This window comes from Streptomyces sp. NPDC058662 (genome assembly GCF_042716255.1).
GTDB lineage: Bacteria > Actinomycetota > Actinomycetes > Streptomycetales > Streptomycetaceae > Streptomyces.
Map to the genome: position 1 here is coordinate 1 of NZ_JBHXRU010000014.1, position 25,902 is coordinate 25,902.

Sequence of the window (25,902 nt, forward strand, 5' to 3'; positions counted from 1 at the left end):
GGGCCCGGCGCGGAAAGCTCGCGCCGGGCCCCGCCCGTATCCGGCTCCCGTCCGCGAGGAGCGGGCCGGTTTCGCTAGGCCGCGAGGCCCAGGGCCGCCATCCGCTTGGTGTGCGCCTTGGTGATGCGGGTGAACATCTCACCGACGGCCGCCAGGTCGAAGCCCGCCGCCATTCCGTCGACACCGCCGACGAGCATGGTGGAGAGCGCGTCGCGCTCGGCCACCACGCGCTGGGCCTGCGAGAGGGCCTCGCCCATCAGCCGGCGGGCCCAGAGCGCGAGCCGGCCGCCGCAGCGCGGATCGGCCTCGATCGCGGCGCGCACCTTCTCCACGGCGAAGTTGCCGTGGCCGGTGTCGTCCAGCACGCCGAGCACCAGGGCGCGGGTGTCGGTGTCCAGGTGGGTGGCGACCTCGCGGTAGAAGTCGCTGGCGATCGAGTCGCCGACGTAGGCCTTGACCAGGCCTTCCAGCCAGTCGGAGGGCGCGGTCTGGCGGTGGAAGTCGTCCACGCCCTTGGCGAAGGGCTGCATGGCGGCGGTGGGCTCGGTCTCAATGGCCGCGAGCCGGTCGCGCAGCCGTTCGAAGTGGTGGAACTCCGCGGAGGCCATGGCGGCGAGCTCGGCCTTGTCGTCGAGGGTGGGCGCGAGCTTCGCGTCCTCCGCGAGGCGCTCGAAGGCCGCGAGCTCTCCGTACGCGAGCGCGCCGAGCAGGTCCACGACGGCGGCCCGGTACTGCGGCGAGGCCGAGGCGGCCGCCCAGTCCTGAGCGGCGATGCCCACCGTTTCGGGGGGAGTGCTGTCGTCGGCGGGCGAGGCGTTTTCTACGGTCGACATGCTCCGCACAATAGCCGTCCCCAAAGGACCGCGAAGCACCTGGTCAGTCCGCCTGCGAGCGCCTACCCGGTGAATTCACCCGACACAGCTGCGGGATTCCGGGGTACAGTGGTAATGCGCCTGCCGGATACTCGGCGGGCCATCCGAATGAGGATGCCCGGTCGGTGGCCCGATCGGCTCCAACCGACCCGCCCTCTGCGGGGTGCGTGCGTTCATACGTGCCGCCACCCATGAGGGGCCCCCTCAGCGGCACAAGCGCTTGAGCGAAGGCCAGTGGTCCCGCGCAGCTTTGTACGTACGTCGCAGTACTGCAAGCCCGGCACGGTACGACCCCCCTCGCCGCCTCGCGCCGCGTCTCACAGAAGAGGCAGCACCCTGACTACGTTCCGAGACCTCGGGATTCTCCCCGAGACCGCCGAAGCCCTTGAGGCCGTCGGCATCGTGTCCCCCTTCCCGATCCAGGAGATGACCCTCCCCGTCGCCCTCTCCGGCACGGACGTCATCGGCCAGGCCAAGACCGGAACCGGCAAGACGCTCGGTTTCGGCCTTCCGCTGCTGGAGCGGGTCACCGTCCCCGCGGACGTCGAGGCGGGCCGGGCCCGGCCCGAGCAGCTGACCGACGCCCCGCAGGCCCTCGTGGTGGTTCCGACCCGCGAGCTGTGCACCCAGGTGACCAACGACCTCCTGACCGCGGGCAAGGTCCGCAACGTCCGCGTCCTCGCCATATACGGCGGGCGCGCGTACGAACCCCAGGTCGAGGCGCTCAAGAAGGGCGTCGACATCATCGTCGGCACCCCGGGCCGCCTGCTCGACCTGGCCGGCCAGAAGAAGCTCGACCTCTCCCACGTCCGGGCCCTGGTCCTGGACGAGGCCGACGAGATGCTCGACCTGGGCTTCCTGCCCGACGTCGAGAGGATCATGAGCTACCTGCCGCCGAAGCGTCAGACGATGCTGTTCTCGGCGACCATGCCGGGTGCGGTCATCGGACTGGCCCGCCGGTACATGACGCAGCCCACGCACATCAGCGCCGTGTCCGAGGACGGCGAGGGCGCGACGGTCGCCAACACCGCGCAGCACGTCTTCCGCGCGCACAACATGGACAAGCCGGAGCTCGTCTCCCGCATCCTGCAGGCCGAGGGCCGCGGCCTGGCCATGATCTTCTGCCGCACCAAGCGCACGGCGGCCGACATCGCCGAGCAGCTGGAGAAGCGCGGCTTCGCCTCCGGCGCCGTCCACGGCGACCTGGGCCAGGGCGCGCGCGAGCAGGCCCTGCGCGCGTTCCGCAACGGCAAGGTCGACGTGCTGGTGTGCACCGATGTCGCCGCGCGCGGCATCGACGTCGAGGGCGTCACGCACGTCATCAACTACCAGACGCCCGAGGACGAGAAGACCTTCCTGCACCGCGTGGGCCGCACCGGCCGCGCGGGCAAGAAGGGCATCGCCGTCACGCTGGTCGACTGGGACGACATCCCGCGCTGGCAGCTGATCAACAAGGCGCTGGGGCTGGACTTCCACGACCCGGTGGAGACGTACTCCACGTCGCCCCACCTGTTCGAGGAGCTGAACATCCCGGCCGGCACCAAGGGCATCCTGCCGCGCGCCGAGCGCACGCGGGCCGGCCTGAAGGCCGAGGACCTTGAGGACCTGGGCGAGACCGGCGGCCGTGGCGGCCGCGGCGGTCGCGGCCCGGCCCCGGCCGCCGCCGAGGTGGTCGAGGACCGTCCGGCCCGTACCCGTACGCCGCGCCAGCGCCGCCGTACGCGGGGCGGGTCCGAGGCGGGCTCCGAGTCGGCCGCCCCGGTGACGCCGGCCGCCGAGGCCCCCGAGGCCGCGGACGAGGCGCGCAGGCCGCGCCGTCGCCGTACCCGTGCTTCCGTACCGGCTCCGGCCGCGTCGGTGGCCGTCCTGGACGCCGCTCCGGTCGCCGCGGCGGCCCCCGTCGCCGTCCTGGAGGCCGCTCCGGCCGCGCTCGTCGAGGCTCCGGCCGCCGAGGACGCTCCGGCGAAGCCCAAGCGCACCCGGACCCGCAAGGCCGCCGCCGAGGTGGCCGAGGCCGCCGTCGTCGAGGCCCCGGTCGCGGACGAGGCCCCGGCCAAGCCGAAGCGCACCCGGGCCCGCAAGGTCGCCGAGGCCGCTCCGGCGGCTCCGGCCGCCGCGGTGGCGGAGGAGGCTCCGGTCCGGCCGCAGCGTGCCCGCGTCCGCCGGGTCGTGGACGCCGCGCCCGAACCGGACTTCCAGATGGCCCCGCCCGTCGAGCCCGTGCGGGCGCAGCGGTCCCGGCCCCGCCGGGTCTCCGAGTCGGCCCCCGCTGCGGCTCCGGCCGCCGCGGAGGAGGCTCCGGCCAAGCCGAAGCGCACCCGTACCCGCAAGGCCGCCGCCTCCCCGGAGGCGTAGGAACCCGCAGCGCAGCCCAGCACCGGCCCGGTCCCCCGTCCAGGGGGCCGGGCCGGCGGCGTTCCCGCCCGGGGTGACCGGCCAGTACCGTGAGCGGCATGAGCAAGCCGCCGAGCCTCATCCTGCCGTCCGACGCGCGCGCGTACCGCCTCACGACCGACCGCGGCGCCTTCGCCGCGCACGAGGCCGGTGCGCCCGTGCGGGGTACCGCCCTGCTGGTCCCCGGTTTCACGGGCAGCAAGGAGGACTTCATCGCGCTCCTGGAGCCCTTGGCCGCGGCGGGCTACCGGGTGGTCGCCGTCGACGGGCGCGGCCAGTACGAGAGCCCGGGGCCGCGCCAGGAGGCCCCGTACGCCCTGGAGGAGCTGGCCGGCGACCTCCTGGCCCAGGTGCGCGCCCTGGGCGGGGGCCCGGTGCACCTGGTCGGGCACTCGCTGGGCGGGCTGATCGCGCGGGCCGCGGTGCTGCGCGACCCCGCCCCCTTCGCCTCGCTCACGTTGATGAGCAGCGGGCCCGCGGCGATCGAGGAGGTCCAGCGGGCCCGGACGAAGCTGCTGGTGGCCGCGCTGGAGGAGATGGGGGACGACATGCCCGCGCTGTGGACCGCGATGCGGTCCCAGGACCCGCCGGACGGCGGGGAGGACTCTCCCGAGCTGCTGGCCTTCCTGCGGGAGCGGTGGCTGGCCACGGTCCCCGAGCAGTTGATCGTCACGGGCCGGACGCTGATCTCCGAGCCGGATCGGGTGGAGGAGCTGGCGGCCGTGCCGCTGCCGATGCTGGTGCTGTCCGGAACGGTGGACTATGCCTGGCCGGTGCCGTCGATGGACGACATGGCGCAGCGGCTGGGGGCGGAACGGGTGGTGGTGCCGGCCGCCGAGCACTCCCCCAACGCGGAGAATCCGCAGGTCACGGCCGATGCGCTGGTGGCGTTCTGGGACGCCTGCGCCAGGTAGTCCTTAGCGAGTGAAAAAATTTCCTTAGCGTAGGGAATGTTTGCCCCTTACACTTCGTTAATACCTGTGCAAGGAGAACACCGACGAAGGGAGAAGCCCGTGCGCTTCGAGATTCTGCGCCTGGACGATGTCGACGGAAGCGCCGTGGACAGCACCGTCGTGGACGCGGCCTCCGTCAACCGGATCGTGCAGCAGGCCGCCGCTGTCGGCCAGCGCATCCTGATCCGGCCGGCCGCCGCCTGCTGAGGCTCCGGCCCGGCCCACTCGTGCCGACGCCCCCGCACCGATCCGGTGCGGGGGCGTTCGCGCGTGCGCTCAGGCGCCCCGGACGACCTGCAGCACACCGTTGATGATCTGCTGGACCGCGATGGCGGAGAGCATCATGCCGGCGAGCCGCGTCACGAGCACGACCCCGCCGTCCTTGATGACCCGGATGATCACGAGCGAGTACCGCATGGTGATCCACAGGACGACGTGCATGGCGACGATCGCGGCCCACACGGAGACCTGCGCGGTGGGCCCGTCGGCCTTCTGGACGGCCAGGATGACGGACACGATCGCGCCGGGCCCGGCCAGCAGCGGCATGCCCAGGGGGACCAGGGCGACATTGACGTCCTTGGTCTGCTTCGGCTCGTCCATCTTGCCGGTGAGCAGGTCGAGCGCGATGAGCAGGAGCAGCAGGCCACCGGCGATCATCAGCGCCGGGACGGAGACGTGCAGGTAGTTCAGGATCTGCTGGCCGCAGAGTCCGAAGACGGCGATGACGCCGAAGGCCACGCAGACGGCCTGCCAGGCCATCCGGCGCTGCACCTTCGCGGGGCGGCCCGAGGTCAGGGCGAGGAAGATCGGCGTGATCCCCGGGGGGTCCATAATCACAAAAAGCGTAAGAAAAAGGGATCCGAAGACGGCGAAGTCGAACACAGTGATGCCTTGCAGGAGAGAGGGGTGTCGCGAGAGAAAAGGGGGTGGGACGGGTGGGGCGGGCCGGCGCTACGCGGCTCTCAGCGGCCCGGTCCGCCGGCGCCGGGCACGGGGAAGGCCCCGGTGGCCCGGCGGGTGATCTCGCCGTAGATCTCGGGGTCGGTCGTGTACTCCCCGAGGCGGCAGGTCTTGCGGCTGCCGTGGTAGTCGCTGGAGCCGGTGACCAGCAGTCCGAGGTCCGCCGCCAGGCCGCGCAGCCGCGCGCGGGTGCCGGCGTCGTGGTCCATGTGGTCCACCTCGATGCCGTCCAGGCCCGCGTCGGCCAGGGCGGCTATGTCCGCCTCGGACACGCACCGGCCGCGCTTGACGGCGGCGGGGTGCGCGAGGACGGTGACACCGCCGGCCGCCTTGACCAGGCGGACCGCGTCGAAGGGGTTCAGCTCGTGCTTCCCCGCGTACGCACGGCCGCCGTCGGCGAGCCACTCGGGTGTGAAGGCGTCCGAGACCGTGGCCACGACCCCCAGCTCGACGAGCGCGGTCGCCAGGTGCGGCCGTCCCACGGAGCCGTCGCCCGCGATCCGGGCGACCCGCTCCCAGGTGATGTCCACGCCGAGCGCCCGCAGCTTCGCGACCATGGCCTGCGCGCGGGGGGTGCGGTCGTCCCGGACGAGCTCGCGCTCGCGCGAGAACTCGGGCTCCCGAGGATCGAAGAGGTACGCGAGCATGTGCGTCCCGATCCCGTCGAGGCGGCAGGACAGTTCCGCACCGGTGACCAGGGTCAGTCCCGCGGGCAGGACGGCGAGTGCCTCGGCGTGCCCGCCGACGGTGTCGTGGTCGGTCAGCGCGACCACGTCCAGTCCGGCGCGGGCGGCGTTGAGCACCAGCTCGGCAGGGGTGTCCGTACCGTCGGAGGCTGTGGAGTGGGCGTGCAGGTCGATGCGCACAGCCTGGCTCCAGAGTTCGCACGGACGGGGGACACTCCAGGATAACCGCGCCGCGGCCCCCCTCCGATCAACCCCTGCCGGGGATCAGGCCGGGCCCAGGACGCGCGGGCTCAGGGCGCCGCACGGCAGGAGCTCGATCTCGGCTCCCGCGTCGCGCAGGTCGGTGAGTACGAGCTCGTCGTACATGAGCAGGCCCGACTGCTCCGGCCAGACGATCGCCCACAGCCACAGGCCCCGCGCCTCACCGGCGAAGACGGCCCGGTCGTCGGGGGCGCCCTTGACGTGCCACAGCGGGGTGGGGCGGCCCGCCGCGACCACCTTGGCGTGCGGTGGGGCGGAGACGTCCATGAACGGGCCCGGGTCCGGGCCGTCGATCCCCGCGTACCGGGCCCCGAGGCCGACGCCCAGCTCCTCGGCGATCAGCAGCAGCTCGCCAATGCCGCCCAGCGGCCCCGGCCCCGAGCAGGCCACGGCCGTCGCGCGGCCGCCGCTGCGGTCGTCACCCGCGGACGCCACCCCGGTGAAGAGCCAGCCCACGGGCAGCGGCCACGGCATCCACACCGGCACCCGGGCCCGGTGGACGACGACGCCCAGGCCCTCGACGCTGGGTGGGATGACGGGTTGCAGAGGGTGCACGGCATCGTGCAGGGCGCACTGCCAGGAGTCGGAGAAGAGTCCGGGCGCCCTGACCCGGCCACCGCACTTCGGGCAACTCGGTTCACCCCTCATAAGAAGCCACGCTCCTCCCCGCCCGGCGCCCCGTCAAGACGCGATCACCCGTCCGGGCGGTCAGTCCAGTGCGACAGCCGTACGGAGAGGGTCCCGCAGATCGGTGCCGCGCGCGAGCCAGCGCTCCTGAAGGGCCGCCGCGCCGTGGACGCGCTTCCAGGCCGCCTCGTTCGCCGTCATGGGCAGCAGCGGCAGGAACCGCACCGCCTCCATGGGCTCGTCCAGCTCCAGGTCCTCGACCAGGCCGCCCGGCTCCGCGACGAGGACGGAGCTGAACGAGGCCCCGTCCCACAGGGGTTCGCCCACGTCCAAGGAGGCGCCGGGGGCCACGATCAGCCCCTCGACCTGGGGTGAGGCGGCCAGGACCGCGAGCGGCCTGAGCAGTTTGTCGGTGGGGGCGCGTCCGGCCCGCACGGTCAGCACCAGCTCGGCGCGCGGCCCGCGGACGGGATCGGCGACCACGGCGGTGGGATCGGTCATCGGATGCGCGGACATGCCCAGGGTCGCGTAGCGCACGAGGTCGTCCCCGGCGAAGCGGAGTACCTCGATGCGGTCGGTGCCCAGGAAGGTGACGGCGGCGCGTGCGTCGGGCTCGCCGAACGCGGAGCGGAGCCGGGCCTCGACGAGAGCCAGAATTTCTGCCATGGAGCGAGCATAGAACTCGTATCAGGCGGGTAAAGGGCGGGTCTTGACCATCCGTCGGCTGATAGTGTTGACAGCTGTTCGGGGCCGCACGCGGAAGCGGTGCTGCGGCGCCCGGGCTACAGGACGTCCCTCACGGGGGACCGGCCGGAGGAGGTGGGGCTGCGATGGATCGAAGTCGATCGTGCAGTACCGATCGCTCTTCCACTTCTGTGACGGGCGCCTCCCGCCCCCTGTGATCTTCTGATCAGTAGAAGAGCGACGGCAGAACTCCATCCTCCCGTCCTGCTTCCTTCCGCCTGCCCGGGCCTGCCCGCCCGCCGGGGGAGGGTCTCCCACCCGTACGGTCCGCAGCCGTGCGCGCGAAGGAGCCTGTCATGTCGATGCTGCCCTACCTGCGTGCGGCCGTCCGTCCGTCGCTGCGCAAGTCCACCCCCGCCCAGCCCGGCTACGACACGACCCGGGACCCGTCCGCGAGCAGCGCGGTGGTCGACTGCGCCGTGTACCGCGACGGCCGGCGCGACGCGCGGGAGCGGGGCTCCTCGTGCCTGACGCCGCGTGAGGCGATGCGCCGGGTCCGCGAGGACGGCGGCTTCGCCTGGATCGGCCTGCACGAGCCGACGGAGGCGGAGTTCGCGGGGATCGCCGCCACCTTCGGACTGCACCCGCTGGCCGTGGAGGACGCGGTGCACGCGCACCAGCGGCCGAAGCTGGAGCGCTACGACGACACCCTCTTCACCGTCTTCAAGACCATCCACTACGTCGACCACGCGGAACTGACCTCCACGAGCGAGGTCGTGGAGACCGGCGAGGTGATGTGCTTCACCGGCCCCGACTTCGTCATCACCGTCCGGCACGGCGGTCAGGGCTCCCTCAAGGGGCTGCGCCACCGCCTCCAGGACGACCCCGACCTGCTGGCCAAGGGCCCCTCGTCGGTCCTGCACTCCATCGCCGACCACGTCGTCGACGGCTACATCGCGGTCGCGGCCGCGGTACAGGACGACATCGACGAGGTGGAGAGCGCCGTCTTCGCCGCCCCCGCCAAGGGCAGTACGCGCGGCGGTGACGCGGGGCGCATCTACCAGCTCAAGCGCGAGGTATTGGAGTTCAAGCGGGCGGTCTCCCCGCTGCTGCGCCCGATGGAGCTGCTGAGCGAGCGCCCGATGCGGCTGGTCGACCCGGACATCCAGAAGTACTTCCGGGACGTGGCCGACCACCTCGCGCGGGTGCACGAGCAGGTGGTGGGCTTCGACGAGCTGCTGAACTCGATCCTCCAGGCCAATCTGGCGCAGGCGACGGTGGCTCAGAACGAGGACATGCGCAAGATCACCTCCTGGGCGGCGATCATCGCCGTGCCGACGATGATCTGCGGGGTCTACGGGATGAACTTCGATCACATGCCGGAGCTGCGGTGGCAGTACGGCTACCCGATGGTGATGGCCTCGATCGTCGGGATCTGCTTCACGATCCACCGGGCGCTGCGGCGCCACGGCTGGCTCTGACCGGCCCGGGGCGGGTACGGGCACACCCCCTACTCTGGTGCGCATGACTCTCAGCGCGCTCGACCTGGCCCTCGTCGAGGAGGCCACCAAGAAGTCCGGCCTGATCTGGGTCCGGGGCGCCGGGGAGGACCGCGCCCTGTGGCACGCGTGGGTGGACGGCGCCGCCCACGTGCTGGGGGACGGTCCCGGCGAGCAGCCGTTCCCGGGGCTGGCGGACGGGGCGGCGGCCGAGGTGACCGTGCGCAGCAAGGACAAGGGCGGCCGGCTGGTGGCGTGGACGGCGGCGGTGCGGGAGCTCGCGCCGCGTTCCGAGGAGTGGGCGGGGGCGGTCGCCGAGCTCAAGGGCAAGCGGCTGAACGCGCCGGACTCGGAGGAGATGACCGAACGCTGGGCCCGCGAGTGCCGGCTGCTGCGCCTGGAGCCGCGTGCGGTCGCGGCGACGCTGCCGGACGGCTCCCTGGCCGCGGCCCCCCTGGGCTCCCCCGCGACGACCCGCCGCGAGATCCCGGCCGGCCTGCCGAAGCTCCTGCTGAAGCGGAAGCCCAGAGCCCCCCGCTGACCCAGGTCGGCTAGGGCCCGGCGGGGTTCGACCCCTGGCCCGACCCCTTGTTCGAGCTGTCCTTGGTCGTCGGCAGCTGAGACCCGTAGTCGACGGTCTGGTCCTGCGCGGGCGGGGCCAGCGGGAAGGCCTGTCCCCACTCCGCCAGTTCCACCCGGCCGGCGCCGCCGGCGCGTTCCATCAGCAGCGGGTAAGGGGTCCCCTCCAGGGAGACGGAGAGCTTTCCGCCCTTGCCCGCGTCGGCCGTGACCTGGACGGCCCTGGTCCTGCCGACGCTGGTGTACTCCCCCTTGGCGAGTTTGCCCTCCAGGCCGAGCAGCCCGTCCAGCAGGACGTCCATGTCGGTGAACCCGCGGAACTGCTTGTACGAGGGGTCGCCCTCGGGCACCTTCACGTACTTGTCCCCGAGCTTGCCGGCGGAGTCGGACTGCCCCCAGAACGCGGCGCTCGCCTTGAGGTAGAGCTGCTCGCCCACCCGCAGCAGCTGGAAGGTGTCGTCCTGGGACTTCACCTCGCCCGAGCCGCCGTCCGACTTCAGCCGCATGTCCAGTGTGAAGGTCTTGCCGCCGCTGACCAGCGTGCCGGACAGGTGCACCGATTCGGCCTCCGTCGCCGCCGCCTTCGCCTTCGCCTCGATCTTGTCGGCCGACAGCTTGCCGACGCCGTTCGTGCCCTCGTCCGGATCCTTGCCGCACCCCGCACCGGTGACGGCGAGGCCCGCGCACAACGCACCGATGAGGGCGGCCCGGCGCAGCCGGGCGGCAGGGGGGTAGGCGGTCACGGGCGGGTGCCTCTCGTCGGTCGGCTGCGGCAGCAGGCAGCGTACCCGTCCGTCCGTCGCCCCCCTCGACCGCGCCCCCGCCCCCGGGGGCGGGGCGCCACGTCCCCGGCCGGACCGCCCCACCAGGACGCTTGCCCCGGGCACGGGCTAGCCTGAGGGGCGGCAGAAATGTTGGTGGACGCTCTAGGAGGCGCTCGGATGGCTGCAGGCGCCCCGCGGATCTTCGTCTCGCATCTGTCGGGTGTGCCCGTCTTCGACCCCAACGGCGACCAGGTCGGCCGGGTCCGCGACCTCGTGGCCATGCTGCGGGTCGGCGGCCGCCCGCCGCGGCTGCTCGGCCTGGTCGTCGAGGTGGTCACGCGGCGCCGCATCTTCCTGCCGATGACCCGGGTCACGGGCGTGGAGTCCGGACAGGTCATCACCACCGGCGTCGTGAACATGCGGCGCTTCGAGCAGCGGCCCACCGAACGGCTCGTCCTCGGCGAACTTTTGGACCGGCGGGTGACGCTGGTGGCCACCGAGGAGGAGGTCACCGTCCTGGACGTGGCCATCCAGCAGCTGCCCGCCCGCCGGGACTGGGAGATCGATCGGATCTTCGTACGGAAGGGCAAGTCGGGCGCCCTGCGGCGGCGCGGCGAGACCCTGACGGTGGAGTGGTCGGCGATCACGGGCCTCTCGCTGGAGGAGCACGGCCAGGGCGCCGAGAACCTGGTCGCCACCTTCGAGCAGATGCGCGCGGCCGACGTGGCGAACGTCCTGCACCACCTGTCGCCGAAGCGGCGCGCCGAGGTGGCCAGCGCCCTCGACGACGACCGGCTCGCGGACGTCATGGAGGAGCTGCCCGAGGACGAGCAGGTGGAGATCCTCGGAAAGCTCAAGGAGGAGCGGGCCGCCGACGTCCTGGAGGCGATGGACCCGGACGACGCCGCGGACCTGCTGTCCGAGCTGCCCGCGGACGACCAGGAGCGGCTGCTGACCCTGATGCAGCCGGACGACGCGGCCGACGTGCGCCGCCTGCTGTCCTACGAGGAGAACACAGCGGGCGGCCTGATGACCACCGAGCCGATCGTGCTGCGGCCGGACGCGACGGTCGCGGACGCCCTGGCCCGCGTCCGGCAGGCGGACCTCTCGCCGGCCCTCGCCGCGCAGGTGTACGTGTGCCGGCCGCCCGACGAGACGCCGACGGGCAAGTACCTGGGCACGGTGCACTTCCAGCGGCTGCTGCGGGACCCGCCGTTCACGCTGGTCAGCTCGATCGTGGACACGGGGCTGCCACCGCTGCGGCCGGACGCCTCGCTGCCGGTGGTGACCAGCTACCTGGCCGCGTACAACATGGTGGCCGTGCCGGTGGTCGACGAGAGCGGTTCGCTGCTGGGCGCGGTGACGGTCGACGACGTACTGGACCACCTGCTGCCGGACGACTGGCGGGAGACGGACTTCCATTCCGAGGAGGCCGTGAGTGGCCACTGAACGGGGGCGCGGCGAGCAGCAGGCCCGCGAGCGGCGCCGGGAGCAGATCCGGGAGCGGCGCGAGCAGGCACGGCTCGCGGCGCGCGAGCACGGGTCGGCAGAGGGCCCGACGGAACGTTTTGGCGAGCGGAGCGCGAAATCCGCCCAGGGCACGGGGGCGAGCGCGCTGACGCGCTCGCGCGTCCGGTTGGACCAGCCGCGCGCGCCGCGCCGGTCGCTGCTGCCCGAGTACGACCCGGAGGCCTTCGGGCGGCTCTCGGAGCGGGTGGCCCGCTTCCTGGGCACGGGGCGGTTCATCGTATGGATGACGCTGGTCATCATCCTCTGGGTGCTGTGGAACATCTTCGCCCCGGACGACCTGCGGTTCGACCAGTACCCGTTCATCTTCCTGACGCTGATGCTGTCGCTCCAGGCCTCGTACGCGGCCCCGCTGATCCTGCTCGCGCAGAACCGGCAGGACGACCGCGACCGCGTCAATCTGGAGCAGGACCGCAAGCAGAACGAGCGCTCGATCGCCGACACCGAGTACCTGACGCGGGAGATCGCGGCCCTGCGGATGGGCCTCGGCGAGGTCGCCACGCGTGACTGGATCAGATCCGAGTTCCAGGATCTGATCAAGGAAATGGACGAGCGGCACCTATTCCCGCCCGAGAGTGACGAAGCTGACCGCTAGCGGCCTTTCCCGCGGCGTGCTACCGAGCCGTACCATCGGGGCATGGCTACCGAGACAAGCTCCGCCGACGCCGCCGACGCGCCCGACCAGGACGCGATCCTGGACGCGCTGTCGACGGTGAACGACCCTGAGATCCACCGGCCGATCACCGAGCTCGGCATGGTCAAATCGGTGGAGATCGGTGATGGCGGCGCCGTCGCCGTCACGGTCTACCTGACCGTGTCGGGCTGCCCCATGCGCGAGACGATCACCAAGAACGTCACCGAGGCCGTCGAGCGGGTCGCGGGCGTCACCTCGGTCGCCGTGTCCCTGGACGTGATGGGCGACGAGCAGCGCAAGGAGCTGGCGGCCACGCTGCGCGGCGGCACCGCCGAGCGCGAGGTCCCGTTCGCGCAGCCCGGCTCGCTGACCCGCGTCTACGCCGTCGCCTCCGGCAAGGGCGGTGTCGGCAAGTCCTCCGTCACCGTCAACCTCGCCGCCGCGATGGCCGCCGACGGCCTGAAGGTCGGCGTGGTCGACGCGGACATCTACGGTCACAGCGTGCCGCGCATGCTGGGCGTCGACGGGCGTCCGACCCAGGTCGAGAACATGATCATGCCGCCCTCGGCGCACGGTGTGAAGGTCATCTCCATCGGCATGTTCACCCCCGGCAACGCGCCCGTGGTGTGGCGCGGCCCGATGCTGCACCGGGCGCTCCAGCAGTTCCTGGCCGACGTGTTCTGGGGCGACCTGGACGTGCTGCTGCTGGACCTGCCGCCGGGCACCGGCGACATCGCGATCTCGGTGGCCCAGCTGGTGCCGAACGCGGAGATCCTCGTCGTGACCACCCCGCAGCAGGCCGCGGCCGAGGTCGCGGAGCGGGCCGGCTCGATCGCCGTGCAGACCCACCAGAAGATCGTCGGCGTCGTCGAGAACATGTCCGGGCTGCCGTGCCCGCACTGCGACGAGATGGTCGACGTCTTCGGCTCGGGCGGCGGCCAGAAGGTCGCCGACGGGCTGACCAAGACCGTCGGCGCGACCGTGCCGGTGCTCGGCTCGATCCCGATCGACGTCAGGCTGCGCGAGGGCGGCGACGAGGGCAAGCCCGTGGTCCTGTCCGACCCGGACTCCCCGGCCGGGGCGGCGCTGCGCGCGATCGCGGGCAAGCTGGGCGGCCGCGCGCGCGGCCTGTCGGGCATGTCCCTGGGCATCACCCCGCGCAACAAGTTCTGAGCGCGCGGCCCGCACCGGGCCGTACCGCCGCGAAGGGCACCGCCGACCGGCGGTGCCCTTCCGCGTGTCCGGGGCGGCGGCAGCACCACCGGCCGTACCCGCCGCGCGCGGCCGTACGGGCCTACTCGTACGCGGCGAAGTCCGCGATGGCGGCGAAGCCGAGCCCGTAGGCGCTCATCCCGCGCCCGTACGCGCCCAGGTGCACCCCGCTGCTCGTCGAGCCCGCCAGCACCCAGCCGAACTCCGACTCGCGGTAGTGGAAGGTGGTCGGCTCCCCGTCGACCGGCAGCGAGAGGGTGGACCAGTCCTCGCCGTCGAGGTCGTCGGCGAGCTCCCAGGCGGCCTCGGTCTGCTGGTCGAGCCAGTCGTCGCGGAGCGTGTGGTCCATCTGTCCGGGCCAGCTGTAGGCCAGCAGCCCCGAGCCGGCCAGCCAGGCGGCCGAGGAGACCGAGGTGGCCTCCAGGACGCCGGTGCCGTCGCCGCTGCGGCGCAGCGGATTGCTCGCGACGGTCACGACCACCGCGAAGCGCTCCTTCTCCCCGGTGGCGATCTCGCCGCGCGCCGAGGGCTCGTCGCCGTGGCCGGTGGAGCCGTGCTCCACCGTCCCGTCGGCGGCGGTACCGACCTGCATGAGCCAGCGGGGGCCCGTGAAGGCCCCGTCCAGCCCGTACCAGGGGAAGTCGGCCCTCAGGTAGCCGTCCGCCGTGCGGCGGGCCGCCGGGACGGGCGCGCCCGCCTCCGGTGGCTGCACCCCGCCGGCCTGCGGGTTCTGTTCGTCCTGAGCGGGTGCGGCGGCGGGGGCGGGTGCCTCGGCGGTCTGCGCACCCACCCGGCTGCTGCTCGTCGTCTCCATCTGGCGGCCTTTCGTTCCGTGGGGTCCGGAACGGCCAGCCCCCCTCGGGCGTCCTGGGTCCGGACAGATGGAGGATAGCCATCCGACCCCGGATCGCCGGGCAGGCTGGGGCTCAGGTGGCGTCGGCGTCGAAGCGCGCGCGCTGGTCGGCGGCCGGGGCCACGGGCTTCTTCAGCAGGTCCGGGCCGGTGCCGGCGGGCGTGGCGGCGCCGCCGGGGGCGGCGTCCGCCTCCTTGCTGTTGACGGCGTCGGTGACGTCGTTCAGCTCCTTGCGGAGATCGAAGCTGGTGCGGAGCTCCTTGAGGTCCTCGTTCTCGCTCAGCTGCTTGCGGATGAACGTCTTGGGATTCAGGTCCTCGAACTCGAAGTCCTTGAACTCCGGGCCGAGTTCGGAGCGGATGTCGTGCTTCGCACTGTCCGAGAAAGCGCGGATCTTCCGGATGACGCCCGTGACGTCCTGGATGACCTTGGGCAGCTTCTCCGGGCCGAAGATGAGGATGGCGAGCACCACGATCGTGACCAGTTCGAGTGCGCCTATGTCGTTGAACACCTTGCCGCTCCTCGGCTCTTTTCACTTCGGGCCCGGAGACACGGTACCCGGCCATCCCCGGGGGGCCATACCCGTGTACCGGCCCCGGACCGGTTTCACCCGCAGGTCATGCCCCGCTCACGAGCCGTTCGCCGAGCCGAGGACCACGTCCAGGGTCCGCTCGCGGCCCGCGCGCAGGACCGTGAGGGTCAGCGGATCCCCCGGCCGGTGGGACCGAATCCTGATGATCAGCTCGTCGCCGCCCCGGACGCGCTGCCCGTCCACCTTCGTGATCACGTCTCCGGCCCTGATCCCGGCGCGCGCGGCGGGCCCGCCGGCGACCACGGGCGGCTTGCCGTCCGCGGCCTCGTCCCCGACCCGGGCGCCGTCGCCCGTGTACTGCATGTCGAGGGTCACGCCGATGACGGGGTGGGTGGCCCGGCCGGTGCGGATGAGCTCCTCGGCGACCCGTTTGCCCTGGTTGACGGGGATCGCGAAGCCGAGTCCGATCGAGCCGCCCTGCCGGGCGCCGTCGCCGCCCTCCCCCTCGCCCTTGTCGGCGCCCTTGATCGCGCTGTTGATGCCGATCACGTGCGCGCGGGAGTCGAGGAGGGGGCCGCCGGAGTTGCCCGGGTTGATCGGGGCGTCGGTCTGGAGGGCGTCGACGTAGCTGATGTCGCTGCCGTCGCCCTTGTCACCGCCCGCCGTGACGGGCCGGCCGGTGGCGCTGATGATTCCGGCGGTGACGGTGTTCGACAGGTCGAAGGGGGCGCCGATGGCCACCACCGGGTCGCCCACCCGTACGTTCTCGGAGTTCCCGAGGGTCAGCGGACGGAGCCCCCGCACCCCGCTGACCTTGACGACGGCCAGGTCGTATCCGGAGTCGCGGCCCACCAGCTCGGCGGTGGCGCTCTCGCCGCTGCTGAAAGTGACCGCTATCTCCCCGGCGTCGGCGACGACGTGGTTGTTGGTCAGGATGTGGCCCTGCGCGTCCAGTACGAAGCCGGTGCCCGTGCCACTTCCGGAGGCCCCCCGCACGTGCAGGGTGACCACTCCGGGCAGCGCGGCGGCCGCGATCCCGGCCACGCTGTCGGGCGCCCGGCCCGGGTCCGCGACGCCGGCCTGGGGCAGCTCCAACCGGGTACCGGCCTCGCGCTCCGCGAGCACGCCGAGGTATCCGCCGGTCCCGCCGGCCAGCAGGGCGCTGCCCGCGCAGAGCGCGGCGGCCTGCCAGAGCCGGATGCCGCCCCGCCCGCGGCCCCGGTCGACGACCTGGAGCGGCTGCTCGCCCCAGGGGTCGTACCGGACCTCGCCGGGCTGCCCGTACGCCTGCTGGTAGGTCCGCTCGTCCGCCGGGCCGTAGGCCTGCCCGTCCGCCTGCTGGTACGTCTCGTCGTGCTCCGGGCCGGGCTCCGGCCCGGAGGCCGGCTCCCGGTCGGCGTCCGGGTGCCGGGGCTCGCCGCCGGCGTCGGGGCGGGGGGACGGCACCCCGTCCCGGCGGGCGTCCGCCGGTCCCTCGGGCCGGCTCCACCACGACGGAGCCGGATCGGTCTGCTGCCTGTCGGCCATGGGCGCTCCCCGCCTGCGTGTGCGCGTGTGCCGCAGATTCAACCAGGTCCCGGGTCAGCGCAGCAGGGAGACCGGACGGGCCGGGCCCGTGGGGTGGGGGTGAAGCGGGGGAAGCGGGTTCGAGCGGGTGGTCAGCAGGGAGGGGACCGCGGCGGCCGTGGGCAGCCGGTCGCGGCCGATCGCGTCGGCCAGGGGCACGGCCGAGCCCGGTCGGGAGGCCGGGGCCGGCGCGTACTCGCCCCGGGCGTTCGGCTCCACCGTCTCCAGCGGCAGCGCGCCGCCCAGCGCGAGCGCGGCCAGCGACACGGCTCCGGCCGCGACGAAGGCGAAGCGGCGGCGGGGCCGGCCCACCTCGTGGATCCGGAAGCCTTCCCGGCGCTGCCCGCCCGCGACCGGCAGGGCGTACCCGAACGACGCGAAGGGGTCGCCTCCCGCGCCGCCGTGCGGACCGGGCGTGCCCTGCGGGCCCGTCGGCCCGGCCGGGCCGTCGGGGCCGCCGCCGGGCAGCCCCTGCAGTCGCGCCAGCAGGCCCGCGGACAGCGGCGGCGGCGCGCTCTCCACGAACATGGTCTTCAAACGGCGCTGCGCGTCGGCCTCGGCCTTGCACTTGGCGCAGGTGGCCAGGTGCGCCAGGACCCGCTCGCGCGTGTCGTGCTTCAACTCCCCGTCCACGAGGGCGGCGAGGCGGTCGCCCAGGTGTTGTTCCGCGGGGGACGGACTGACTGCGCTCACTCGGCTCCGCCCTCTCCCCCGGCGCCGGGCGCGCCCACCGCCACTCCCGCCAGCGCGCGCTGCTCGGCGCGGGCCTGGGGGGAACGGTGCTTGAGCGCCTTGCGCAGGTGCGAGCGGCCGCGGTGGATCCGGCTGCGCACGGTACCGAGCTTCACGCCGAGCGTGGCGGCGATCTCCTCGTAGGACAGTCCCTCGATGTCGCACAGCACCACGGCGGCGCGGAACTCGGGCGCGAGGGTGTCCAGCGCCTGCTGGACGTCCGCGTCGAAGTGCGTGTCGTGCAGGACCTGCTGCGGGGACGGCTCGCGGCTCGGCAGCCGCTCCGCGGCGTCGTCGGCGAGCGCGTCGAAGCGGATCCGCTGCTTGCGGCGGACCATGTCCAGGAAGAGGTTCGTGGTGATCCGGTGCAGCCAGCCCTCGAAGGTGCCGGGGGTGTACGTGGACAGCGAGCGGAAGACACGGACGAAGACTTCCTGCGTGAGGTCCTCGGCGTCGTGCTGGTTGCCCGTCAGACGGTAGGCGAGGCGGTAGACCCGCGCACTGTGCGTGCTGACGATCTCCTCCCACGAGGGAGGGGTCCACGCCTGCGAGCCCGCATCGTCGGCAAAGGTCGCGGTAGTTGCGGTGGCGGCGGTGTGGAAGCGGTCAGCAATGTCGGTCACGGATTTCGGCTCACCCGCCGACCAGAAGAGGCGTCTGAACACGCCCCCACGATCCACAGGCGCAGCCGCACCTCCCCTGTCGGCTCCGGTGGTGTCCAGTGGAGTCCCTACCATAGCCACCCCCTCCGTCAGCTCTGGATAAGCGTTTTTGCAGTAACTTTGCACACCCCGGGCCCCCGACCGGGCACCGGACGCCTCATCCCCCTCAACGCCCGGTCCCATCTGCGGGTTCCCGACGTCAACGGATACAGTCACCGTTGCGCCAACTATGGGGACAGGAGAGGGTCATTACCGGCAACCGGCAGACGAGCTGGGCGTTCGCCGACGCGTTTGTCGCCGAGGACGACGCTCTGCGATGGGCCCGCGACCGGTCCAGGGAAGCGGGCCTGCGCTCCGTCTCCCCCGGCACCGGGGCCGCGCTGCGCCTGCTGGCCGCCACCGCGGACGCCAAGGCGGTCGCCGAGATCGGGACCGGGACCGGGGTCTCCGGCATCCACCTCCTGCACGGCATGCGTCCCGACGGGGTCCTGACCACGGTCGATCCCGAGGCCGACCGCCAGGCCTTCGCCCGCCAGGCCTTCCGCGCCGCGGGCTTCGCCGGCAACCGCGCCCGCTTCATCCCGGGCCGGGCGCTCGACGTCCTGCCCCGGCTCGCCGACGGCGGGTACGACCTCGTCTTCTGCGACGGGGACCCGTCCGAGTCCCTCGACTACCTCGCCGAATCGTTGCGCCTGCTGCGTCCCGGCGGGCTGGTGTGCTTCGAGGGAGTCTTCTCCGACGGCCGCACGGTCGACTCCGCGGCCCAGCCGGTGGAGGTGCTCCGGGTCCGCGAGCTGCTGCGCAGCGTGCGGGAGAGCCCGGCGCTGGAGGCCGCGCTGCTCCCGGTGGGCGACGGGCTCCTGTGCGCCGTGCGCCGCTGAGCCCCGTGCCCCGCTGAGCGCCGTGCGCGGAGCCCCGTACGGCCCCCGGCTCCGGACGCAGCGCTGCCCCGACCGCTGGGAGCGGTCGGGGCAGCGCGGGAGAACTCAGAAGGTGAAAGTGCGATCAGCGGGTTAGCCGACAACCTTCTTCAGGGCGTCACCCAGGGCGTCCGCCTCGTCGGGGGTCAGCTCGACGACAAGCCGACCGCCGCCTTCCAGCGGTACGCGCATGACGATGCCCCGCCCCTCCTTGGTGACCTCGAGCGGGCCGTCGCCCGTCCGCGGCTTCATGGCCGCCATGCTCGTTCCCCTTCCTGAAACCAGCTCATCGTCAGCCGACGGCCCCGTTCAGGCGCCTAGTACCCGGCATCGAACACATTGCTTCCCAGCCATTATCCCGCATGTCAGGACCCGATGACCAACATCGGCTGTGAACGCTTCGGCAACGCGCTCGACCAAAACCACTCATTTCGGGGATCCGCCTGCGATACTTCGCCGCTGCCCCGCGGGAACGGCTTCCGCTTTCTTTGACGCACATCACATGTGCGGGTCCCGTCCGGTCCGCCATGCTGACCTTGCACCGGACGGTACCGACCGGTAGCCAAGCCCGCGACGAAGGGGGACCCCCGCCATGGCCGACAGTGTGCTCTACGAAGTGACCGACGGACTCGCCACCATCACGATCAACCGTCCGGACGCCATGAACGCCATGAACACCGAGGCGAAGGTCGCGCTGCGCGACGCCGTCCTGGCGGCGGCCGGCGACACGTCCGTACGGGCCGTCCTGCTGACCGCGGCCGGCAACCGGGCCTTCTGCGTCGGGCAGGACCTCAAGGAGCACATCGGCTTCCTCGCGGCCGACCGCGAGACCGGTTCCTCGCTGACGATGAGCACCGTCGCCGAGCACTACAACCCCATCGTCCGGGCCCTGACGGAGATGCCCAAGCCCGTCGTGGCCGGGGTCAACGGCGTCGCGGCCGGGGCCGGCTTCGGCTTCGCGCTGGCGGCGGACTTCCGGGTGGTCGCCGACACCGCGTCCTTCACCACCTCGTTCGCCGGCGTGGCGCTCACCGCCGACTCGGGGGTCTCGTGGACCCTCCCGCGCCTGATCGGCGCCTCGCGCGCCTCGGACCTGCTGCTCTTCCCGCGTTCGGTCAAGGCGCAGGAGGCGTACGAGCTGGGCATCGCCAACCGCCTGGTCCCCTCCGACGCGCTGCACGCCGAGGCCGAGTCCGTCGCGCGGGCGCTGGCGGCCGGACCGACGGTCGCGTACGCCGCGCTCAAGGAGTCCCTGGCGTACGGCGCCTCCCGCTCCCTCGCCGAGTCGCTGGAGCGCGAGGACGCCCTCCAGACCCGCGCCGGGGCGTCCGAGGACCACGGCATCGCCGTCCGCGCCTTCCTCGCGAAGGAGCCGCCGCGGTACCTGGGCCGCTGACGCGCGCCCGCCGCGCGGCCCGCGGCCCGGCCCGGCTCAGTCCGGGTCGCGGGAGACGCAGGCGAGGAGGTGGTCGTTGACCAGCCCGCAGGCCTGCATCAGGGCGTAGGCGGTGGTGGGCCCGACGAAGCGGATGCCCGCCTTCTTCAACGCCTTGGCGAGGGCCGCGGACTCGTCGGTCACCGCCGGGACCTGCTCGGTCGTGCGCGGCGCCGGAGCGGGCTCCCGCGGCGCGTGGGACCAGATCAGGGTGTCCAGCTCCCCCGGCTCCCAGGTGGCCAGCACCCGGGCGTTGGCCAGGGTCGCCTCGATCTTGGAGCGGTTGCGGATGATCCCCGTGTCGGCCAGCAGCCGCTCCGCGTCGCGCTCGTCGAACTGCGCGACCTCCGCGATCCGGAAGGCGGAGAACGCCGTACGGAACCCCTCCCGCCGGCGCAGGATCGTCAGCCAGGACAGCCCGGACTGGAAGGCCTCCAGGCACAGCCGCTCGTACAGGGCGTCGTCGCCGTGGACCGGGCGGCCCCACTCGGTGTCGTGGTAGGCGGTGTAGTCCTGCGTGGACAGGGCCCAGGGGCAGCGCGGCAGCCCGTCCGCGCCGGCGACCGGGCCGGTCACCCCTCACCGCGCTTGACGAGGTCGACGTGGCCGTCCGCCGCGTCGCCGTCGGCGGCCGCCGGGGCCGTTTCGGGCGTGGCGCCCTCCGGGCCGGGGCCGGGCTCCGCGCCGGGGTCCGCGTCCGGGCCCGCCGGCGGGACCGCCCCGGTCAGCTGCGCGATCCGCGCGTCCCGTTCGGACAGCTCCGCCGCGAGCCGCTCCAGTACGTCGTCCACCTCGGCCATCCGGTAGCCGCGCGGCGCGACCGGCAGCCGCAGCGCGTCGATGTCCGCCCGTACGACGGGCCGGGTCTCCGGCAGCGCGTCGGCCACCCGGTCCGGCTCCGCTTCCGGCAGGACGGCCTCCGAGCCGCCGCCGACCACCGCCAGGGTGACCGCTGCCACGACCACGACCAGCGCGATCATCAAGAAGAAGAACACGATCAACTCCCCTGAGAGACTCCGGCCACCAGGTTAAGGTCGCAGGCGAGGCGCAAGGGCCGCCGAAGGAGGAAAGAGCAGGATGCTGCGACTGGGCAGGCGCGAGTTCGACACCCACGAGCCGGTGATCATGGCCATCGTGAACCGGACGCCGGACTCCTTCTACGACCAGGGCGCGACGTTCCGCGACGAGCCGGCGCTGGACCGGGTCGAGCAGGCGGTGGCCGAGGGCGCCGCGATCATCGACATCGGCGGGGTCAAGGCGGGTCCGGGCGAGCATGTGGACGCGGTCGAGGAGGCCCGCCGCACGGTGGGTTTCGTGGCCGAGGTCCGCCGCCGCCACCCGGACGTGGTGATCAGTGTGGACACCTGGCGGCACGAGGTGGGCGAGGCGGTCTGCGAGGCCGGGGCCGACGTCCTGAACGACGCCTGGGGCGGCGTGGACCCCAAGCTCGCGGAGGTCGCCGCGCGCCACGGCGCGGGCCTGGTCTGCACCCACGCGGGCGGGGTCGAGCCGCGCACCCGGCCGCACCGGATCGCGTACGAGGACGTGATGGAGGACATCCTGCGCGTCACCGTCGGACTGGCGGAGCGGGCGGCGGCCCTCGGTGTCCGCCGCGACGCGATCATGATCGATCCGGGGCACGACTTCGGGAAGAACACCCGCCACTCCCTGGAGGCCACCCGCCGGCTGCCGGAGATGGCCGCCACGGGCTGGCCGGTCCTGGTCTCGCTGTCCAACAAGGACTTCGTCGGCGAGAGCCTCGACAAGCCGGTCAAGGAGCGGCTGCTGGGCACCCTGGCCACGACCGCCGTCTCGGCCTGGCTGGGCGCGCAGGTCTACCGCGTCCACGAGGTCGCGGAGACCCGGCAGGTCCTGGACATGGTGGCCGCGATCCAGGGCCACCGGCCGCCCGCCGTCGCCCGGCGCGGCCTGGCCTGAGCCCGCCGGCCCCCGGCCGGGCCCGCCGGCCCCCGGCGGTCGGCCGCCGGGGGCCCGCTACCGCGCGCCTACTTGCCGACTTCCTTCGTCACCAGCGCGATGGCCTCGTCCACGTCGTCCGTGACGTGGAACAGGTACAGGTCCTTCTCCGAGGCCTTGCCCTGGGCGATCACCGTGTTCCGCAGCCATTCGACCAGGCCGCTCCAGTACTCCGTGCCGAACAGCACGATCGGGAAGCGGGTGATCTTCTGGGTCTGGACCAGGGTGAGGGCCTCGAAGAGCTCGTCCAGCGTGCCGAGGCCGCCCGGCAGGACGACGAAGCCCTGGCTGTACTTCACGAACATCGTCTTGCGGACGAAGAAGTACCGGAAGTTCAGTCCCAGGTCGACGTGCTGGTTGAGCCCCTGCTCGAAGGGGAGCTCGATGCCGAGGCCGACTGAGATGCCGTTGCCCTCGCGGGCTCCCTTGTTGGCCGCCTCCATCGCGCCCGGACCGCCGCCGGTGATCACGGCGAAGCCGGCGTCGACGAGCGCCCGTCCGATCCGTACGCCCGCCTCGTACTCCGGCGAGCCCGCGGGCGTGCGGGCCGAGCCGAACACGCTGATCGCGGGCGGCAGCTCGGCGAGGGTGCCGAAGCCCTCGATGAACTCCGACTGGATGCGCAGGACCCGCCAGGGATCGGTGTGCACCCACTCGGAGGGCCCCGCCGAATCCAGCAGCCGCTGGTCCGTCGTACTGCCCGCCTGCACCTGGCTCCGCCTCCTCAGCACCGGCCCGAGCTGCTGCTCCTCGGGCTGACGACGAGCGTCCCCGTCGGGATTGGCGTGGTTGCCCATGATGTGCTCCCTCCTGCTGATCGTTGGATCAGGGTAGGCGCACCGAGGTGACGAGAAGCGGAATTCAGGAGGTCAGCCAGGCGCGGAGTCGCTCCTCGCAGTGCAGGATCGCCTTCGTCTCGACCCGCTCGTCCACCTTGTGGGCCAGCAGGGCGTCGCCCGGGCCGTAGTTGACCGCCGGAACGCCCAGCGCGCTGAACCGGGACACGTCGGTCCAGCCGAACTTCGGCATGGCGCGGCCGCCGACCGCCGCCATGAAGGCCGCGGCGGCCGGGTGGGAGAGGCCGGGGAGGGCGCCGCCGGAGGAGTCGTCGACGACGAACTCGGCGATGTCGCAGTCCGCGAAGACCTCGCGGACGTGGGCCAGTGCCTCGTCCTCGCTGCGGTCGGGGGCGTAGCGGAAGTTGACCGTCACCGTGCACGCGTCGGGGATGACGTTGTTGGCGACGCCGCCCTCGATCCGGACCGCGCTGAGGCCCTCGTGGTACTCCAGGCCGTCGATGAGGGGCCGGCGGGGCTCGTAGGCGGCTAGGGCGGCCAGGATCGGGCCCGCGGTGTGGATGGCGTTGGAGCCCATCCAGCTGCGCGCGGAGTGGGCGCGTTCGCCCGCGGTGCGCAGCAGGACCCGCAGGGTGCCCTGGCAGCCGCCCTCGACCTCGGCGTTCGACGGTTCCAGCAGTACCGCGAAGTCGCCGGTGAGCCAGTCGGGGTGGGCCTCGGCGACCTTGCCCAGGCCGTTGCGGTCGGCGGCGACCTCCTCCTGGTCGTAGAAGACGAAGGTGAGGTCGCGGTTGGGTTCGGGCACGGTCGCGGCGATGCGCAGTTGGACGGCGACACCGGACTTCATGTCGGTCGTGCCGCAGCCCCACAGGACGCCGTTCTCGTCGAGGCGGGACGGGACGTTGCCGGCGATCGGCACGGTGTCGAGGTGGCCTGCGAGTACGACGCGCTCGGCCCGGCCGAGGTGCGTACGGGCCACGACGTTGTTGCCGAAGCGGTCCACGCTGAGGTGCGGCAGGGCGCGCAGCGCGTTCTCCACGAGGTCGGCGAGGACCTTCTCGTCGCCGCTCACGGACGGGATGTCGACGAGCCGGGCGGTCAGCTCGGCGGCGTCCAGGGTGAGGTCCAGCTCGGATTCGGACATGCTCTTGACCCTAGCGCCCCGGGCCGGGAGGGGGCCGGGTACGTCCGGCCGATGGACACGTCATATGCCTCAAGTACGGTAAGCCGCGTGTCCGAGACCCGTCGCCCCCGTTCCCGTCGCCGCAGGCCCCTGCGCGCGGCCGTCGGTCTGCTCGTCCTGATGGCGGTGGCCGGCTACTTCGTCGTCCAACGCGCCTCGAACGGCGGCGGTGCCCCGTACTGCACGGCCGCCGTGGCCGCCGCAGCGGGCGCGGGGTCCGACGGCGCCCGGCAGTCCTACGAGATGACCACGGAGCAGGCGGCGAACGCGGCCACGATAGCGGCCGTCGGGATCGCCAAGGGGCTGCCGGACCGCGCTGTGACCATCGCGCTGGCGACGGCCATGCAGGAGTCCTCGCTGCGCAACATCGACCACGGCGACCGGGACTCGCTGGGCCTGTTCCAGCAGCGGCCCTCGCAGGGCTGGGGCACCCCGGAGCAGATCATGGACCCGGTGTACTCGGCCGGGATCTTCTACGACCACCTCGTCGACGTCCCCGGGTACTCGCGGCTGCCGCTGACCGTGGCCGCGCAGAAGGTGCAGCGCAGCGGCTACCCGCAGGCGTACGCGAAGCACGAGCCGGACGCCACCGTCCTGACGGCCGCTTTCGGCGAGGGCGGGACGCTCTCCTGCTCCGGCCCGGCGCCCGCACCCGGCGATCCGCGCACGGTCCGTGCCGAAGTCGCGCGGGCCTTCGGCGAGGGGGCCCTGGCGGGCGAGCCGGGCGGGGAGGCCGGTGCGGACGGGGCCAGCGTCCTGCTGGCGCGGGGCGAGGGGCCGGGCGCGGTCCGGCGCGGCCGGGCCATGGCGCACTGGGCGGTGGCCCGGGCGCAGGAGCTGGGCATCGCCCGGGTCTCGTACGAGGGCCAGGGCTGGATCGGCGGCCAGGCCCGGGGGCAGTGGCGGCCCGGGGCGGCGGGCGGTGGGACCGGTACCGCCGGCGCGGCCGAGGCGCCCGGGAACGAGATCCGCCTCCTCGTCGCCCGCTGACCGCCCGGACGGCCGGGGGGCGCTCGGCGGGTGGTTCGGGCGCGTGTGCGGGACGTCATCCCTGCGGGGGTCGCCCGGTCGTGCGCCCGCGGGGGTCGCTGCGGGGTGGAAGGCCTGGTGGGCAGGCGTGCCGCGGACTTGTCGCGGAAGCCGATTAAACGATGCGTTACCGATCCTTTACCAACCGCCTCCGCAACTCCTCCCCACCCGCGAGCGGTTGTACACGGCGTACTCAGCCGCTACCGCTTAGGAGCAACATGTCCCTCCCCCTGACCCGTCGGATCGCCCGTGCCGCGCTGCTCCTCGCAGCCGGGGCAGCGCCCGTGGTCGGTGCGGCCGGCGCGGCCAGCGCCGCGGGCCTGGACGCCCCCGACACCACGGCCGCGACCGCCGTGGCGACGGACGCCGCGGGCACGGCCGTCGAGGCCGTTCCGGCCGCCGCCCCGGCCGCCGACCTGGCCGGCACCGCCGGCGGCCTGCTCGGCGGGCTGCCCGCCACCCAGGACCTGCCGGCCGCCACCGGGGGCCTGCCGACCGGCGGGCTGCCGCTCGCCGGCGGCCTGCCCGGCGGTCTCCCGGGCGGCCTGGCCGGCTGACAGCCGC

General features: G+C 73.1%; 29 protein-coding genes. 13 read left to right on the forward strand and 16 right to left on the reverse strand.

Annotated elements, in window-relative coordinates:
• Positions 1-74: 74 nt before the first annotated feature.
• Positions 75-833 (reverse strand): ferritin-like fold-containing protein, encoded by a 759-nt coding sequence (locus ACFWUQ_RS07935; protein WP_384534427.1) that lies wholly within the window; start codon positions 831-833, stop codon positions 75-77.
• Positions 834-1,274: 441 nt separating this feature from the next.
• On the opposite strand from ACFWUQ_RS07935, the gene ACFWUQ_RS07940 reads away from it, so the two are divergent.
• The 3 genes from ACFWUQ_RS07940 to ACFWUQ_RS07950 all read left to right on the forward strand — a co-directional run bounded on the left by ACFWUQ_RS07940 (position 1,275) and on the right by ACFWUQ_RS07950 (position 4,426).
• Positions 1,275-3,227 (forward strand): DEAD/DEAH box helicase, encoded by a 1,953-nt coding sequence (locus ACFWUQ_RS07940; RefSeq protein WP_384534430.1) that lies wholly within the window; start codon positions 1,275-1,277, stop codon positions 3,225-3,227.
• 98 nt (positions 3,228-3,325) lie between these two features.
• Positions 3,326-4,180 (forward strand): alpha/beta fold hydrolase, encoded by an 855-nt coding sequence (locus tag ACFWUQ_RS07945; protein ID WP_384534433.1) that lies wholly within the window; start codon positions 3,326-3,328, stop codon positions 4,178-4,180.
• Positions 4,181-4,279: 99 nt separating this feature from the next.
• Positions 4,280-4,426, forward strand: coding sequence for a hypothetical protein (locus tag ACFWUQ_RS07950; RefSeq protein ID WP_384534436.1), 147 nt, complete (start codon positions 4,280-4,282; stop codon positions 4,424-4,426).
• 69 nt (positions 4,427-4,495) lie between these two features.
• On the opposite strand, the gene ACFWUQ_RS07955 is transcribed toward ACFWUQ_RS07950, so the two are convergent.
• The 4 genes from ACFWUQ_RS07955 to ACFWUQ_RS07970 all read right to left on the reverse strand — a co-directional run bounded on the left by ACFWUQ_RS07955 (position 4,496) and on the right by ACFWUQ_RS07970 (position 7,419).
• Positions 4,496-5,101, reverse strand: coding sequence for a MarC family protein (locus tag ACFWUQ_RS07955; protein WP_384534438.1), 606 nt, complete (start codon positions 5,099-5,101; stop codon positions 4,496-4,498).
• An 80-nt stretch (positions 5,102-5,181) separates the two neighbouring features.
• Complete coding sequence (locus tag ACFWUQ_RS07960; RefSeq protein ID WP_384534441.1) at positions 5,182-6,045, reverse strand: PHP domain-containing protein; 864 nt, start codon at positions 6,043-6,045, stop codon at positions 5,182-5,184.
• Between the two features lie 84 nt (positions 6,046-6,129).
• The gene (locus ACFWUQ_RS07965; protein WP_384534444.1) at positions 6,130-6,774 is read right to left on the reverse strand and encodes a DUF6758 family protein; all 645 of its coding nucleotides are present in this window, start codon (positions 6,772-6,774) and stop codon (positions 6,130-6,132) included.
• A gap of 60 nt (positions 6,775-6,834) precedes the next feature.
• Positions 6,835-7,419: a suppressor of fused domain protein gene (locus ACFWUQ_RS07970; protein WP_384534447.1), complete on the reverse strand. Its 585-nt coding sequence runs from the start codon at positions 7,417-7,419 to the stop codon at positions 6,835-6,837.
• 374 nt (positions 7,420-7,793) lie between these two features.
• Between ACFWUQ_RS07970 and ACFWUQ_RS07975 the strand changes: the two genes are divergently transcribed.
• Together ACFWUQ_RS07975 and ACFWUQ_RS07980 are read left to right on the forward strand one after the other, a co-directional pair.
• On the forward strand, positions 7,794-8,918 hold the full coding sequence (locus ACFWUQ_RS07975; RefSeq protein ID WP_384534450.1) for a magnesium and cobalt transport protein CorA: 1,125 nt from the start codon (positions 7,794-7,796) through the stop codon (positions 8,916-8,918).
• A 43-nt stretch (positions 8,919-8,961) separates the two neighbouring features.
• Positions 8,962-9,477, forward strand: coding sequence for a hypothetical protein (locus tag ACFWUQ_RS07980; RefSeq protein ID WP_384534453.1), 516 nt, complete (start codon positions 8,962-8,964; stop codon positions 9,475-9,477).
• 10 nt (positions 9,478-9,487) lie between these two features.
• On the opposite strand, the gene ACFWUQ_RS07985 is transcribed toward ACFWUQ_RS07980, so the two are convergent.
• The gene (locus tag ACFWUQ_RS07985; RefSeq protein ID WP_384534456.1) at positions 9,488-10,258 is read right to left on the reverse strand and encodes a hypothetical protein; all 771 of its coding nucleotides are present in this window, start codon (positions 10,256-10,258) and stop codon (positions 9,488-9,490) included.
• Positions 10,259-10,456: 198 nt separating this feature from the next.
• On the opposite strand from ACFWUQ_RS07985, the gene ACFWUQ_RS07990 reads away from it, so the two are divergent.
• The 3 genes from ACFWUQ_RS07990 (at position 10,457) to ACFWUQ_RS08000 (ending at position 13,613) form a co-directional block, all read left to right on the forward strand.
• Positions 10,457-11,728: a magnesium transporter MgtE N-terminal domain-containing protein gene (locus tag ACFWUQ_RS07990; protein ID WP_384534459.1), complete on the forward strand. Its 1,272-nt coding sequence runs from the start codon at positions 10,457-10,459 to the stop codon at positions 11,726-11,728.
• 166 nt (positions 11,729-11,894) lie between these two features.
• Complete coding sequence (locus ACFWUQ_RS07995; protein ID WP_384534605.1) at positions 11,895-12,401, forward strand: DUF1003 domain-containing protein; 507 nt, start codon at positions 11,895-11,897, stop codon at positions 12,399-12,401.
• 96 nt (positions 12,402-12,497) lie between these two features.
• Complete coding sequence (locus ACFWUQ_RS08000; RefSeq protein WP_384534608.1) at positions 12,498-13,613, forward strand: Mrp/NBP35 family ATP-binding protein; 1,116 nt, start codon at positions 12,498-12,500, stop codon at positions 13,611-13,613.
• Positions 13,614-13,734: 121 nt separating this feature from the next.
• Here the strand turns inward: ACFWUQ_RS08000 and ACFWUQ_RS08005 are convergent, their stop codons facing one another.
• The 5 genes from ACFWUQ_RS08005 to sigE all read right to left on the reverse strand — a co-directional run bounded on the left by ACFWUQ_RS08005 (position 13,735) and on the right by sigE (position 18,072).
• On the reverse strand, positions 13,735-14,466 hold the full coding sequence (locus ACFWUQ_RS08005) for a hypothetical protein (protein ID WP_384534461.1): 732 nt from the start codon (positions 14,464-14,466) through the stop codon (positions 13,735-13,737).
• A gap of 112 nt (positions 14,467-14,578) precedes the next feature.
• Entirely contained in the window at positions 14,579-15,016 is a 438-nt protein-coding gene (locus tag ACFWUQ_RS08010; protein WP_384534464.1) for a sec-independent translocase, read from the reverse strand.
• Positions 15,017-15,133: 117 nt separating this feature from the next.
• The gene (locus ACFWUQ_RS08015; RefSeq protein WP_384534467.1) at positions 15,134-16,564 is read right to left on the reverse strand and encodes a S1C family serine protease; all 1,431 of its coding nucleotides are present in this window, start codon (positions 16,562-16,564) and stop codon (positions 15,134-15,136) included.
• Positions 16,565-16,618: 54 nt separating this feature from the next.
• Positions 16,619-17,296, reverse strand: coding sequence for a zf-HC2 domain-containing protein (locus tag ACFWUQ_RS08020; RefSeq protein ID WP_384534469.1), 678 nt, complete (start codon positions 17,294-17,296; stop codon positions 16,619-16,621).
• A complete protein-coding gene (gene sigE, locus ACFWUQ_RS08025; RefSeq protein ID WP_384534472.1) occupies positions 17,293-18,072 on the reverse strand; it encodes an RNA polymerase sigma factor SigE in 780 nt (259 codons plus the stop codon). The genes ACFWUQ_RS08020 and sigE overlap by 4 nt, the downstream gene beginning before the upstream one ends.
• 143 nt (positions 18,073-18,215) lie before the next feature.
• Here sigE and ACFWUQ_RS08030 point away from each other — a divergent pair, with 143 nt between their 5' ends.
• Positions 18,216-18,878: an O-methyltransferase gene (locus ACFWUQ_RS08030; RefSeq protein ID WP_030385883.1), complete on the forward strand. Its 663-nt coding sequence runs from the start codon at positions 18,216-18,218 to the stop codon at positions 18,876-18,878.
• Between the two features lie 132 nt (positions 18,879-19,010).
• Here the strand turns inward: ACFWUQ_RS08030 and ACFWUQ_RS08035 are convergent, their stop codons facing one another.
• Positions 19,011-19,178: a DUF3117 domain-containing protein gene (locus tag ACFWUQ_RS08035; RefSeq protein ID WP_003966491.1), complete on the reverse strand. Its 168-nt coding sequence runs from the start codon at positions 19,176-19,178 to the stop codon at positions 19,011-19,013.
• Positions 19,179-19,509: 331 nt separating this feature from the next.
• On the opposite strand from ACFWUQ_RS08035, the gene ACFWUQ_RS08040 reads away from it, so the two are divergent.
• On the forward strand, positions 19,510-20,313 hold the full coding sequence (locus tag ACFWUQ_RS08040) for an enoyl-CoA hydratase/isomerase family protein (RefSeq protein WP_384534475.1): 804 nt from the start codon (positions 19,510-19,512) through the stop codon (positions 20,311-20,313).
• A 36-nt stretch (positions 20,314-20,349) separates the two neighbouring features.
• On the opposite strand, the gene ACFWUQ_RS08045 is transcribed toward ACFWUQ_RS08040, so the two are convergent.
• The gene (locus tag ACFWUQ_RS08045; RefSeq protein WP_384534478.1) at positions 20,350-20,928 is read right to left on the reverse strand and encodes a DNA-3-methyladenine glycosylase I; all 579 of its coding nucleotides are present in this window, start codon (positions 20,926-20,928) and stop codon (positions 20,350-20,352) included.
• Positions 20,925-21,353, reverse strand: a complete 429-nt coding sequence (locus ACFWUQ_RS08050; protein WP_384534480.1) for a DivIVA domain-containing protein — start codon at positions 21,351-21,353, stop codon at positions 20,925-20,927. Before ACFWUQ_RS08050 ends, ACFWUQ_RS08045 begins: the two co-directional genes overlap by 4 nt.
• Positions 21,354-21,429: 76 nt before the next feature.
• Here ACFWUQ_RS08050 and folP point away from each other — a divergent pair, with 76 nt between their 5' ends.
• Complete coding sequence (gene folP / locus ACFWUQ_RS08055; protein WP_384534482.1) at positions 21,430-22,290, forward strand: dihydropteroate synthase; 861 nt, start codon at positions 21,430-21,432, stop codon at positions 22,288-22,290.
• Between the two features lie 68 nt (positions 22,291-22,358).
• Here the strand turns inward: folP and ACFWUQ_RS08060 are convergent, their stop codons facing one another.
• Both ACFWUQ_RS08060 and dapE read right to left on the reverse strand, forming a co-directional pair.
• Positions 22,359-23,126 carry a TIGR00730 family Rossman fold protein gene (locus tag ACFWUQ_RS08060; RefSeq protein ID WP_384534485.1) on the reverse strand — a complete coding sequence of 256 codons (768 nt, stop codon included), beginning with the start codon at positions 23,124-23,126 and terminating at the stop codon, positions 22,359-22,361.
• A 64-nt stretch (positions 23,127-23,190) separates the two neighbouring features.
• A complete protein-coding gene (gene dapE, locus ACFWUQ_RS08065) occupies positions 23,191-24,270 on the reverse strand; it encodes a succinyl-diaminopimelate desuccinylase (protein WP_384534488.1) in 1,080 nt (359 codons plus the stop codon).
• An 87-nt stretch (positions 24,271-24,357) separates the two neighbouring features.
• On the opposite strand from dapE, the gene ACFWUQ_RS08070 reads away from it, so the two are divergent.
• Together ACFWUQ_RS08070 and ACFWUQ_RS08075 are read left to right on the forward strand one after the other, a co-directional pair.
• Positions 24,358-25,299 carry a hypothetical protein gene (locus ACFWUQ_RS08070; RefSeq protein ID WP_384534491.1) on the forward strand — a complete coding sequence of 314 codons (942 nt, stop codon included), beginning with the start codon at positions 24,358-24,360 and terminating at the stop codon, positions 25,297-25,299.
• Between the two features lie 257 nt (positions 25,300-25,556).
• Complete coding sequence (locus ACFWUQ_RS08075; protein WP_384534493.1) at positions 25,557-25,895, forward strand: ATP-binding protein; 339 nt, start codon at positions 25,557-25,559, stop codon at positions 25,893-25,895.
• The last annotated feature ends 7 nt before the right edge of the window (positions 25,896-25,902 follow it).